This window comes from Bacillus sp. B1-WWTP-T-0.5-Post-4 (assembly GCF_009183795.1).
Classification (GTDB): Bacteria; Bacillota; Bacilli; order Bacillales; family Bacillaceae_G; genus Bacillus_A; species Bacillus_A cereus.
The window spans coordinates 206,748-218,750 of record NZ_WEIJ01000004.1 but is presented as its reverse complement, the minus strand read 5'-3'; the positions used below and the strand labels follow the sequence as shown (position 1 = coordinate 218,750).

The window sequence follows — 12,003 nt, the reverse complement described above, 5'->3', positions numbered from 1 at the left end:
TGTATCCTGGTCTTACCCCTGTTAAGTAGACAGTAATAGATTAGGTATCTTTTCATTAAGTAGCCTTAGTTCTAATTTCAATAGGACTAAGGTTGTTTAATATTTTTTGAAATCTTTTATTATTGAAAAAGCTTATATATCTTTTAATAGTTTTACAGACTTCTGTCTTTTCATAAAATGTATGTCTATAAAAGCATTCCGCCTTAAAATTATCAGAAACCCTCTTTATACACGCATTATCATGACAATTTCCTTTTCTAGATATACCCACAGTTATTTTGTGCTTTTTAAGTAATTGGTTATATTTTTTTGACGTATACTGATAAACACGGTCGTTATGTAATACTATTTCGTGGGCCGCTCTTTTTTAGGCTTTATTGAATGTGTCTGTAACTAATTTTAAATTGTTGTATTTGCTCATTTGATAGACCACACCTTCGTTATTGTAAAAATCGAATATCATTGAAAGATATATGCGCTTATTATTAAAGGTAAGATAGATTATATCTGAAACCCATTTTTCATTTGGCCGTGTAGCTGAAAATTCTTTATTTAACAGATTTTCCGACACGATGGATTGTTTCTTCAAAGTAAAATTTCGCCACTTTTTTTGAATCTTAGCTTGTAGCCCCATTTTTCTATTTTAGACATGATAAATTGGTCCCCTTTCATTTTTTCAGAGGGATTGTTGATTCTTTTTTCACTTATAATAGCCACTTCTTGAAACACCTGCAATTTTACAGGGAAATCCAATTAAAAAACTCCGTTTTAAGGTATGAATGATCTCTCATGCTACTGATTTACTCTCTTTAATTTCAGCCCTTTTTTCGTATCTAATAGCTTTTTTAAGTATGCATTTTCCGCGTTTAATTGTTGTATTCTAGCATCTTGACTTATTTCATATATTGGTTTAGATCCTCCCCGTTTTTCTTGTAGGCCCAGAATACCTAAAGTTTTGTGTGTGATGGGAACGGAATGACAAACACAAGAGGTTTTATTTTTACGGGACGTATTCGAAAAAAGATTGTAATAATATCGAAATTGTTAACTTTGTAGTTAAAAATATGTATTAATTCGGAATTCATTTCTATAAAGTAGAAGATTACACGCCGAACAATCTAATATTCGAAACGTTAACTCACAGTACCGGAATCGCTATTACTTTAACTCGGTCTAAAAGAGGAAAAGTAAATAACATTATCTGTAAATATGTTCTAGGAGATAATATTGAGATTAACGCTTGCGCAGATTTAGAAATTACAAACGTCAATATTGATGGTGTCGGGAAACGTCCTTTTTTATTTGAGGTGATAATACTGGATTTTATAGAGTTTACATTAAAAATGTTATATTAAGATAATAAAAACTACATCCACTGAGAGTATATTGGTTAACTTCTTGAAGAATAGTGAAATGGTAAAATGCAACCTTGATAGAACCTTAATAATACAAGAGAATATTCCTTCTGAAAATTTTCTTTTTGTTGATTGTGTTTTTGGGTGGCGATATCCTAGCATTAGTTGTTTATTATAACGAATTTAAATTCATAAACACTAAGTTTTCCAATGTTCTTATTCAAATATTAGAAAACACAACAGGTGAATTTAGAATTATTAACAATTATAAAAGTGTTAATAATGGTTCAGTGTTAAATATGCCTGTTTCTAAGTTTGAAAAAAGTACAGGTGGTTCTTCTGTAGGTCGTCTGTGTGTGTTGTCATCATTTTCCGATAACTCTGCATAAGCAACTTATCAAGAATATCTTTTGTATCATACGGAACAACTTTAAACATAGCAACACTTACATCTGTGGATGGTGCACTTTCAAGAAAAATCACTATCACTGAAGATGGAGCGAACAAACAATTTGTATTAACTAATTCAACAGATGTAAATTTAGTGGTTAAATGGAACATAATTATTCAATTAGCAGCTTAATTAAATAAAAAGAGCGATTTGCTCTTTTTATTGTAAACATTATGTTGTTTTGGAGAACAAAGGATTTGAATTTCCCTCATTTGATCCATACTTTTTTTCAAGGATGTAAATGATTGCAAATATACAATAGAGATACGTAATTGCATGACCAGCCAAAGACATCCCTGCTAATAAGAATGGTAGCATAACAATTCCTGCTTTAAATTTAGTTTTTTTAAGTATTCTCCACCAGAGTACAAATAAAAGGATGAATCCTATTAAACCAGACTCTATTAAGTATGTAATCATGAAATTATGTGCACCTATTCTTAGGTATTCAAAAGAATTACCAAACCCAATACCAAGTAAAACATTACTCATAGTTGTATCACTTAAAAACTCAAAAGCCCTATCTACAATTTCGATTTTTGATAAGAAACTTATGTCCGAATTCATATAACCGAAAATGAAGGTAGCCCCTGTGATAATTGCTGTAATGGATAATAAAATTTTCATTATTTTTGTTTTGAACCCTATCAAGATATAAAATGCAATCAGCGTAAATATAGCAGCTCTTGAGAAAGTAAGTACGCATAAAATGGTTAACATAAACATCTGCCATTTAAGCGATATTGCTTGGTAACGTCTTAAGTAGATACAAAAGAAAAACAAAGTTACTATAAAAATCCCTACAAAGTTCGAATCTTGGTACATTATGCTATTCATTTTGTACTTATAAAAACTTGAATCCACTTGCATGAATTGCCATGTTGTTTGCGGTTGCCATGGATGCGTAAGCCTCCAAATAGTTTCTATTATTACAAGCAATATTGATATGTTAATGAACTTAACTGATATATTCAAAATCTTATCAGAACTTAAACTATACAAAACTTGAAAACTAAAAACAAAGTATATAAGTGATAATATCACGTTATACAACGCATTGGTCTTTTCTGGAATAATCATTAACTGTGTAACTAATAAGTAGCATAAAAGGACCATTGTTATACTAATTAAAGAATTGAACACCAATTTTTTTCTTTTTAAGGTCTGTAGAAATAGCCCTACAAATGACAGTGTGAAAAAAAGATAAATTGGACTTATTGGTAAAAAATTAATAAAGAAACCGGAAAATACAATCAAAAGAAATGCCGTTTTATACATTTTAAGTAACTCCTCTAATATTAAAAATATGACAACTATTAATATAACATTTTTCACTTAATATTGGCAGGATTATACTAATGTACTTTTGAATAAAATACGGCTTTTATTCAAAAAAAGGATGTTTAACTGTCTCTCCAGTAATTGAATTGTTATCTGAAACACTCGTAAAAAATCGAAAAAATAATAAATCTAAATAAAAGAAATTTAAGCCGAAAGGTGGTATAGTCAAAAGAAAAATTGAATGTTAGAAAACAGAAGATGTTATAAAAAGAATTTTATAAAATTAATAAGGAAAGGCATGTAAAAACTAAAGATTTTAAAATACAATTCATAAATCCCAAAGATATTATTGCTATTAATGAAACTTATAATTATCTAGATATACTTAATGATTATAAAATGGGGAACTTGAAATCAAAGAGTGCTGTCAATAGATTTATTAAAAGCTAACATCACGAAAGTAATGTACTTTGATTAATTAAAAGAATAAAAATGGAAAAGGAGGGAGCGCGGTATGTCTCCTTTTCATTTTTCTTAAAGGGGAGCCGAAATGGATCATATTAATGTATTAATGAAAGTAGTTATAACTACTTTTAGTGAATTCTGTGGATATTTCTTGGGGGGATGAAATACAATATTGAAAGTTCTAGTTATTTATCATGGAGGCTGTTAACTATATCACAGGAGTATTAGCATCAGATTATAACAAGAAGTTAAAAAGTAAAGTTGGTTTCAAAAGTATTGCCAAAAAGGTGATGCTTTTTCTTTTAACCGTAGCAGTGACTCAAGCCTATGCAATTATGAGTATTCCGCTTCCAAAAGCTATTTTTATTTTACACATATGCCTGACCATATTCCTTAGGTTATATTTTATGATGACAGAACGAATCAAGAGAAATTCCTGACTAAGTGATAGTGTTATTTCCTTTTCATCCTCTCTTCCATAAGTTTAATTTTTTAGCAATTCATTTTCTGCCTTTAGTAAGTTTAGTTTGGCTTTTAAACAGGCATACTTTTCTTCTAACATAAGCTCTCTCTCAAGGTTTTTTCAGCACATTCTATACACAAGTTCAATAAAGTGAATATGCCATTTTCCAGATAATTAGCGTGCCATCTACTTCCTAATGAAATAACCCGTTTCATTCCAATTATATCTATATGTCAAATTCATACTCTTCAAAAATATGTCGAGGTAGCTTTCCTTTTTCATTTTCCTCAATAAAAATATGCTTAAATTCCTCTGTAAAAGTGATACCTTTTGATTTATAGATTTTACGTATGGATTATTTGATAGAAATTTAATTTCTCTTTCTGTAAATAGATTTTGTCATTTTGGACATTCTCTGATTCAAATTACCCTTTTATTATAAAAGAAATATCCTATAGAATAGACTTTACCTGAGAATCACCTTTTTTATTTTTACCCTTACTTCAAATACCACCAACAGAATTTCAAATTCTATATAGTGTAATTTCAAATTCCGTCGGTAGTATTTGAAATGACTCACAGTGAAATCTTTTCTTTATTTTTATATTGTGAAGGTACCGCGGAATACTAGAAAGGTATACCTTTTAGAAACGGGTACTGTGTGAAGCCAGCGACTTTTAAAGAGGCAGTTGTTTTGTATGAAGGGATGATTGTAAATCAAATAAAGAAATTAGGTATTCGTAAAGATTATGAAGAGTATTATCAATGTGGTTTAATCGGTCTTTGGCATGCGTATGAAAGATTTGATGAAAAGAAGGGGTATTTCCCTGCATATGCAGTTGTCACGGTGCGAGGTTATATATTAGAGAGATTGAAGAAAGAGTTCGCAGTGCAGGAGATATGTGTATGTGTAGGAGAGTATGAGGATATCTTTCATTTTGAGGATGTTGAAATAAGAGTGAAGGATTTTATGAGCGTGTTAGATGAGAAGGAGAAGTATATTATTTTTGAACGTTTTTTTGTAGGGAAGACTATGGGAGAAATCGCGTTAGAGATGGAAATGACATATTATCAAGTAAGATGGATGTATCGGCAAGCACTCGAGAAAATGCGAGATAGTGTAAGAGGATAAAAATAGAAAATAGAATGGAAGGTAAGGAAATACTACCTTCCATTCTATTTGTTATTAAGGTGATGAATCTTGCATGTTCATTTGGGATAATACATATCCAGCTTTCCATAATTGCTGGCTTAACTTATGGGGACTAATTTGTATCGTTACGGTAGCTCCGTTTGAAAAATGAATTTTAGCTCGTTTAGCTTTTTTGAAAAACTCTATTGTATGAACATGTTTGAAGAAAAGCCAAATACAATTTGGAGAAGCAGGAGATTCTGTTGGGAAAGCACAAATATATTCTCTATGATTGATTGGAATTGGAACGTTTTGTTTAAATTTAAATTTTGTTTTTACAGCATTACGTCTCCCTTGATAAGTAGAATGAATATTTGTTAGACAAGATTTCTGTATAAGTTGGAGAGCAGTTTGACAGGAGTAAAGATGGTTTCCGCTACTGTCAATAATTTTTGTACGGTAATAAGGGTGTTTACATGGTTCAAGCATCATTGTAGAACTAGAAATAAAAATGTTGTTTTCATTATCCATAATTCTATATCCTCCCTTATAATTTTCATTCCGAATATAATTATATATAAATTAAGTAAATTTACTGTTAATATTCTATTTCATATTGTAAATTTTGGCTATTCGTTTACAATCAATAGGTGATAGTCTTTCTAATTTGCATCGCTTGTACATATATATGAAAATAGAAAAGAGTAGGCGGTGATATAGTATGAAGAAAAAGTATATTATTATGGCTTTAGTTGTCGTTCTCCTAGTATATTTAGCAAACAGTAATCCGAGTAAAGGAGAATATACAGAATGGGCAGCGAAGCAGTTTATGAAGCGTAATGATGTGAGTAAGAAGCTAGATGAAGTTCAAAAAGAGAATGAAGAGGGTCTCCTTGGCGACTTGGCATCGGCCGGTAAAAAGTTAGCGAAAAAGTATGTTGAGCCACAAGTTGGGTTATTAATCGATCATTATACGAAGCGAAATGATTATATATTCTTCTCAACATATACGACTGAGTTTGATATAGGGGAAGAACATTATAAGTATGTATGCGTCGGTTTTTCAAAGATTTTTATCCCGATTGAAATGCCGAAGAAAAAAGACGAATCTGCAAAATGATGCAGATTCGTCTTTTTTATTTTATAAAGTAATTTGAACTTCAGATACATTTTTTTCTATAAGGCGAGCTCCCTTTTTTCTTGTATTTTCATCAATGGATGAAAATACAGATGAGGCAAGGATTGTATCCATTACTTGATTTACGACTTGTGCATCGATTGGTGTGATGGGCGTATCGATAGAAAAAACGACTGTTTTTCCATCTTCTTTTGCGAAAATCAACTCTAGTACTTGCATGTGTTATTCCCTCCTTTGTGTTTATCCCGCTATTTACGGGATTTGGGTCTGCCGGTTAAATTGCGGGCTAATAATCAGCGGGGATGAATAAAATCCCCACTGATCCGAGTTTTACTTTATAGTTTAGAAAGATCTGATGTGCTTACAAGTTGTACAGCGTGAAGTGGTGATGCTTGTAAGGAAGCTAGAGCATGAGCTACGTTGTGTACTTGATCTAAGCTCGCATTTGTTTTAACACGTTTAAATTGTTTGCTCTTGAAAACTGTTTTGCCGTTCTTATCTAATCCGTTGTTTAAGACAAGACGTAAAGTTAAATCCATTACGATTGTTTCAATTGCCATGTGTATCACCTCCTTTCACTTTATAAATAGAGTACAAATGTCATGTTTTGGCGTGAAATTTTTTCTTTTTTTTGGTACCCTTAAAAGATTAAGAGAGGAGAATTCTGGATAATGAATCGTAAATGGTTATTTTGGATTCCTGTATTACTATGGATGGGGCTGATTTTCTATTCTTCGGCACAACCATATAAAAAGCAGGATATGCGTTCAGATATTGAACAATATGTAAATGTTGAATTTGTGAAAGAGCATTTTTCATGGGTATCTATTGATTATGGTGGAGGAACCCCTGTTAGTATTGCGAATAAAGGTGTAGGCGGATTTATTGAGTTTTTCCTTCGTAAAGGTGCTCATTTTATGGTGTTCTTTATGCTAGGTTCATTGATTTATTACGCTTTTCATCGATCAGGTCATTCGAGGAAAAGATGTTTTATATATGCCCTTCTTTTCGTTGCGGGTTATGCAACATTTGATGAAATTCACCAATGGTATACGGGAGACCGCACACCAATGTGGCAAGATTCATTGCTTGATACGTGCGGCGGATTAACGGGAATTATAATAAGTAATTGGTTTTGGAATAGAAAGAAGCGCTAATCTCAAATAAGATTAGCGCTTTTTTTGCGGGGAGTAAAACCTCCACTGATTAAAGTTTCGCTTTATACACCAAGTAATTCTTTTAGTTCGTCTGTTGATAGTTCAGTCATCCAGCTATCGCTTGTGATGACCGCATTGTTTAGAGATTGTTTTCTTTCTAGCATTTCATCAATTTTTTCTTCTAATGTTCCTGTTGTAATGAGTTTGTGAACATGAACAAATCGTTTTTGACCAATGCGATATGCGCGGTCTGTTGCTTGATTTTCCACAGCTGGGTTCCACCAACGATCGTAGTGAATGACATGGTTGGCAGCGGTTAAGTTTAATCCTGTTCCGCCAGCTTTTAAGGATAAGATGAAAATGTCATACGTTCCGTTTTGGAACTCCTCAATCATCTTGTCGCGATCTTTTTTCGGCACACTACCGTTTAAGAAGAGGACACGCTGGCCGAATTTTTCTTCTAGCACACGTTTTAGCATGTTCCCCATGCCGATATATTGAGTGAAGATGAGGCAACTTTCATTTTGATCTTTTATATTTTCGATGAGCTCCATTAACGTTTTTGTTTTCATAGAGCGTTCAACGACATTTTGTGGCTCTTCTTCTTTTAAATAAAGAGCTGGATGATTACAAATTTGTTTTAGCTTGTTCAGCATAAGTAATATAAAGCCGCGTCTTTCAATTCCACTTAATCCTTCGACATTTTGCAGTGTATCTTGAACAAGTTGTTCATATAAGGAAGCTTGTTCACCAGTAAGAGGACAGTAAGCTTTTTGTTCTTGTTTATCTGGTAAATTTAATGCGACTGTTTGATCTTTCTTCGTTCGGCGCAGTAAAAATGGTGAGATAAACCGTTGAACTTGCTGAATTTTTCCTTCATCACGATCTTTTTCAATCGGTGTGACGAAGCGACGTTGGAATTGCCCTAAGCTTCCGAGATATCCATGATTAATAAAGTCGAAAATGGACCAAAGTTCAGCGAGGCGATTTTCCATCGGCGTACCAGTTAAAGCGATTTTGTGATTTGCTTGTAAGTTTCGTACTGCTTTTGACTGTTTCGTATGTGGGTTCTTAATATTTTGTGCTTCATCCAAAATAACAGCATCCCAGCATAATGAAGTTAGTTCTTCCTCATCGAGCTGAGCCAATGCATAAGATGTTAATACAACATCTGCCGATTGAAGGAAATCTTCAAATGAATTGCCTTTATCTCTATTACTTCCGTAATGTAATTGAACACGTAAATTCGGTGCGAAACGCTCAAATTCTTTTTGCCAATTTCCAAGAACAGATGTCGGCGCAACGATTAATGCAGGGCCTGTTTTGAGATTGTTTTCTTTTATATATAGTAAGTAAGAGATTGTTTGAATACTTTTCCCGAGTCCCATATCGTCAGCTAGCAATGCTCCAAATCCAAGCTTTCGTAAATATAATAGCCATTCAATGCCGTGTTGTTGATACGGACGAAGTGTTGCGTTTAGTGAAGTAGGGACATCTACTTTTGGAATATCTCCAATATGAAGTAGCTTTTGGAATAGTTCCTCATAATATCCATCTAGTTCGATTTCAATATCAGTAAACGGACTATCATCTTCTACAATTTCTGTTTCAGCCGTATTTGATAAATGTTGTTGCAAAACATCTTTCATCTCTAGTCCGTATTTATCGGCACGGTTCATGAGTTTCCTTACTTCTTCGATAAAGGCTGGATCTAGTCGCATCCATTGACCGTTTATATTAAATAGACGTTTGTTTTGTTCAACGAGTTCAAAAAACTCGCTTTCTGATAAATCAATGCCGTTCGTCGAAATTCGCCAGTCAAAATTAACGAGCGTATTCATACCGAAGAACGATTGTGTTTGTACTGTATTTTGCTTCAGCTGGACACGTAATTTCGGTTTTGTTGCTTTTAAATTTTGCCACCATGATGGTAGTAAAATTGTAATGCCGGCTGCAAGTAATTCATTGCTTGCTTCTGTTAAGAAGTTCCACGCTTCGCTTTCAAAGAGCTCATTTCGGAACGTATCTCCTTCTTTTAACCACGGTATGAGCTTACTAAAACCTTCTTGTGTTTCTGTAATACGTTCTTCGTAATCGTGCCATCTTTTCGGTAAGGAATCGATGTTTTCGTATACATATATGCGATGCGCCCCGCGCTTTGGTGTCACGATTGTTTCAAGCTTCCACATTTCAAATTCTTCTTGTGGTTCTTGCAGTCTTAGTCCGATTGTAAACGGAAGATCATCTTCAATATAACCAATTTTTCGAAGCCAATCTTCTTCATGTAGTGCTGTTTCCAATTGTCTTTTCGTAAAGTCGTAATGTTCATATAGTCTTTTAGCATCTTCCCAGCCGTCATTTGAGCGATTATCTTGTAATATGCTTTCATTAACTGCTGCTGAGAAAAGAGATGCTAATGTGTCATCTTCAATTGGCGTATTTTGAACTTTCCAAGATGGTTGCTTGGGCCAGTGCTCCATATCTGGTACGAAGCTACCACTCGTAAAGGCATCCCATAATTCATTTGCATCTTTTGTAAGTGCTGTAATAGGGCCGTTCAGTTGAATATGTGCAAAGGAATTCATCGGTTTGTTTGCAATGTATTCAAAGGCTTGTGCATTTGTTAGTAGCACACCTTGTTTTCCTTCGAAGGTTGCTTCTTTTAGAAACGTACCGTAGAAAGAAGTGGAGTGCCATGTGAATGCATTTCGTTTCCAACTTGTTACGGATAATGGAGTACCGCTGTCATCTTCTCCCCAAAGGAACCAACCTTGACTAACATGCTGGAGCCTAATTGTTACTTCAGTTTGATTGATCATCGATTAATTTTCCTTTCCGTAATTCCTCTTGTAGTGCACGCAGACGTGAATGGAGATTGGCGATGTGAATAATGAAAGCATCCCATTCATCGGTGCGTTTTAATCGTTTATATAATGTACGTAATTTCTTTAAGTAACGAACTGCGCGTCTATATGATTTACGATTTCGTTCTTCAATTGCCTCTACAGCAGCAAGATGATAAAGAGGAAGTGCTGCTTCTGGCGCTTCTTTCTCAATATCTTTCAGTGGTTCTTTTAACAGTTCAATTGCTTCAAACCCATATAAGAGATGAAGCTCTGCCCATGTGTGATACTGTTTTTTCGCGAGTACGTACTGTTCATAGTTTGTGAAACTATACGGTAATAGTTCTTGTAAAATCATTTCAAAACCAGCTTGTTCATTTGTATGTGTTGCGTATGTTTCATACATGATTACAAATAGCCGAACGATATCTTTTATGAAAATCGTATTTTCGTGATCTTGGAGCGTTTTCTTTACTTGTTTATACGTAAAGGAAAGCCAGTTTTTTGCACGATCCCACTGCATGGCACTTAATAGTTCTTCTAACCAATAGAAGTATAGACTCACAACAGAAGCAGGCTGTTTTTTTAGTAAGTCCATCGCTAGTAGATCTTCTTCATTTAAAAAGAGAAGGTGAGAAGACGCTAATGCTTTAGATAGTGGATTGATTTTCGTATCGATTCGTTTTTCTTCCTCTTGTATTTTCTCTTTATTGTTTAAAAGTTCACTCCATATGTGGCGATAAATGAAAAATCGCTCTTGTGTATAAGCGTCGGTAGAGAAGAATACTTCATGAACAAGACGAGCTGTTTCTTGCAAAATTATTTCAGACTCTGAAGGAATCGCTTCTGATTGTAAGTCCCGAACGATGGATTCCACTTTGTCTACAAATAGGCGAACGACATTAACAGGTTGGTGATAAGAATACGTTTTGTTTGCTTCGAATGCCTGGATTTCTTCTAATAATTTTTGAAAGCAGTAAAGTGCTGCATGTAACCTGAATAATTCATGTATGGCGATGACGCGCGGAGCTTTCCGCTCAAGCTTCGTATAGAAATCTGTAAAGATACTCATAAGAAAATACATTTGTTTATAAGTAAGGCGAGCTTGTTCTTTTTTAAATGATTCATATTCTTTTTCAAAATATGATTCCCAACTTTTATAATCCGTTTCTTCAAAAGCTGATGATTGCAATACTTGTCTTGCAGTTCGAATAGGAGGAAGGGAAGGTTTCGTATTATTTTTAAATAAAGTTAATACATCTCCTACTTGCCCGAAACTAGACGCTGCAGATAGTAATACAGCGAGCATATGCTCACATTGTGTTGGTGCGAAGCAATCACAATAACTTTCAGCGACATTACGAATCGGAATATGAACGCTATATACGTTGCCTTCCGCATCTACAGTTCCTGATAGTGTATAACCATCAAAGTCAACGTTGTAGACAACACCACTACGATATAGGTGCCGAGCTGTAGCGACATGTTCCTGATCAGCTGTTTGCTGTGGATCTAGTCCTTGAACGAACTCATTCGCAATCATCATAATTTCATCTTTCGTAATTGAGTGTTGCAGCATAATATTCCTCCGTACACATATTTCTTTCCTTTACCATTATAAACAAAAAATGCTCAAAACAGAAAAAATGAAATTTGGATTACATAACTTGAAAATCATGGTAATATATAAAATGTTAATTTCATATATGAATATATAT

Annotated in this window: 11 protein-coding genes and 2 pseudogenes; 5 read left to right on the top strand and 8 right to left on the bottom strand. The window is 33.8% G+C overall.

The features are described 5' to 3' along the window. Window positions 1-55: 55 nt before the first annotated feature. Entirely contained in the window at window positions 56-271 is a 216-nt protein-coding gene (locus tag GBN91_RS29705; RefSeq protein ID WP_193222118.1) for an IS3 family transposase, read from the bottom strand. 1,209 nt (window positions 272-1,480) lie between these two features. On the opposite strand from GBN91_RS29705, the gene GBN91_RS28900 reads away from it, so the two are divergent. Continuing rightward, on the top strand, window positions 1,481-1,744 hold the full coding sequence (locus tag GBN91_RS28900; RefSeq protein WP_193222117.1) for a hypothetical protein: 264 nt from the start codon (window positions 1,481-1,483) through the stop codon (window positions 1,742-1,744). 233 nt (window positions 1,745-1,977) lie between these two features. On the opposite strand, the gene GBN91_RS29250 is transcribed toward GBN91_RS28900, so the two are convergent. Beyond that, complete coding sequence (locus GBN91_RS29250) at window positions 1,978-3,084, bottom strand: hypothetical protein (protein WP_152121691.1); 1,107 nt, start codon at window positions 3,082-3,084, stop codon at window positions 1,978-1,980. A 553-nt stretch (window positions 3,085-3,637) separates the two neighbouring features. Between GBN91_RS29250 and GBN91_RS15305 the strand changes: the two are divergent. Further along, window positions 3,638-3,875 (top strand): annotated as a pseudogene (locus GBN91_RS15305) (phage holin family protein); the annotation flags it as partial. Window positions 3,876-3,895: 20 nt separating this feature from the next. On the opposite strand, the pseudogene GBN91_RS15300 reads toward GBN91_RS15305, so the two are convergent. Then, window positions 3,896-4,427 (bottom strand): annotated as a pseudogene (locus tag GBN91_RS15300) (HTH domain-containing protein); the annotation flags it as partial. A 249-nt stretch (window positions 4,428-4,676) separates the two neighbouring features. On the opposite strand from GBN91_RS15300, the gene GBN91_RS15295 reads away from it, so the two are divergent. After that, complete coding sequence (locus tag GBN91_RS15295; RefSeq protein ID WP_152121689.1) at window positions 4,677-5,147, top strand: sigma-70 family RNA polymerase sigma factor; 471 nt, start codon at window positions 4,677-4,679, stop codon at window positions 5,145-5,147. Window positions 5,148-5,201: 54 nt separating this feature from the next. Here the strand turns inward: GBN91_RS15295 and GBN91_RS15290 are convergent, their stop codons facing one another. Continuing rightward, complete coding sequence (locus GBN91_RS15290) at window positions 5,202-5,678, bottom strand: competence protein ComK (RefSeq protein WP_000368312.1); 477 nt, start codon at window positions 5,676-5,678, stop codon at window positions 5,202-5,204. Between the two features lie 190 nt (window positions 5,679-5,868). Here GBN91_RS15290 and GBN91_RS15285 point away from each other — a divergent pair, with 190 nt between their 5' ends. Beyond that, the gene (locus GBN91_RS15285; protein WP_000731405.1) at window positions 5,869-6,267 is read left to right on the top strand and encodes a DUF4359 domain-containing protein; all 399 of its coding nucleotides are present in this window, start codon (window positions 5,869-5,871) and stop codon (window positions 6,265-6,267) included. Between the two features lie 21 nt (window positions 6,268-6,288). Here the strand turns inward: GBN91_RS15285 and GBN91_RS15280 are convergent, their stop codons facing one another. Both GBN91_RS15280 and GBN91_RS15275 read right to left on the bottom strand, forming a co-directional pair. Then, window positions 6,289-6,504, bottom strand: a complete 216-nt coding sequence (locus tag GBN91_RS15280) for a DUF2922 domain-containing protein (RefSeq protein ID WP_001197591.1) — start codon at window positions 6,502-6,504, stop codon at window positions 6,289-6,291. A 116-nt stretch (window positions 6,505-6,620) separates the two neighbouring features. Then, window positions 6,621-6,845 (bottom strand): DUF1659 domain-containing protein, encoded by a 225-nt coding sequence (locus tag GBN91_RS15275; protein ID WP_000963861.1) that lies wholly within the window; start codon window positions 6,843-6,845, stop codon window positions 6,621-6,623. A 111-nt stretch (window positions 6,846-6,956) separates the two neighbouring features. Between GBN91_RS15275 and GBN91_RS15270 the strand changes: the two genes are divergently transcribed. Continuing rightward, window positions 6,957-7,442, top strand: a complete 486-nt coding sequence (locus tag GBN91_RS15270) for a VanZ family protein (protein WP_001080707.1) — start codon at window positions 6,957-6,959, stop codon at window positions 7,440-7,442. A gap of 62 nt (window positions 7,443-7,504) precedes the next feature. Here the strand turns inward: GBN91_RS15270 and GBN91_RS15265 are convergent, their stop codons facing one another. Continuing rightward, on the bottom strand, window positions 7,505-10,261 hold the full coding sequence (locus tag GBN91_RS15265; protein WP_000610115.1) for a DEAD/DEAH box helicase: 2,757 nt from the start codon (window positions 10,259-10,261) through the stop codon (window positions 7,505-7,507). After that, window positions 10,245-11,864 carry an SWIM zinc finger family protein gene (locus GBN91_RS15260; RefSeq protein ID WP_016123792.1) on the bottom strand — a complete coding sequence of 540 codons (1,620 nt, stop codon included), beginning with the start codon at window positions 11,862-11,864 and terminating at the stop codon, window positions 10,245-10,247. Before GBN91_RS15260 ends, GBN91_RS15265 begins: the two co-directional genes overlap by 17 nt. Window positions 11,865-12,003 lie beyond the last annotated feature (139 nt).

What these genes read in the sequence shown, in the direction of transcription:
- GBN91_RS15285 (WP_000731405.1), top strand. Translation starts at nt 5,869, where the DNA reads ATGAAGAAAAAGTATATTATTATGGCTTTAGTTGTCGTTCTCCTAGTA.
- GBN91_RS15265 (WP_000610115.1), bottom strand. Translation starts at nt 10,261, where the DNA reads ATGATCAATCAAACTGAAGTAACAATTAGGCTCCAGCATGTTAGTCAA.
- GBN91_RS15275 (WP_000963861.1), bottom strand. Translation starts at nt 6,845, where the DNA reads ATGGCAATTGAAACAATCGTAATGGATTTAACTTTACGTCTTGTCTTA.
- GBN91_RS15290 (WP_000368312.1), bottom strand. Translation starts at nt 5,678, where the DNA reads ATGGATAATGAAAACAACATTTTTATTTCTAGTTCTACAATGATGCTT.
- GBN91_RS15260 (WP_016123792.1), bottom strand. Translation starts at nt 11,864, where the DNA reads ATGCTGCAACACTCAATTACGAAAGATGAAATTATGATGATTGCGAAT.
- GBN91_RS15280 (WP_001197591.1), bottom strand. Translation starts at nt 6,504, where the DNA reads ATGCAAGTACTAGAGTTGATTTTCGCAAAAGAAGATGGAAAAACAGTC.
- GBN91_RS29250 (WP_152121691.1), bottom strand. Translation starts at nt 3,084, where the DNA reads ATGTATAAAACGGCATTTCTTTTGATTGTATTTTCCGGTTTCTTTATT.
- GBN91_RS15270 (WP_001080707.1), top strand. Translation starts at nt 6,957, where the DNA reads ATGAATCGTAAATGGTTATTTTGGATTCCTGTATTACTATGGATGGGG.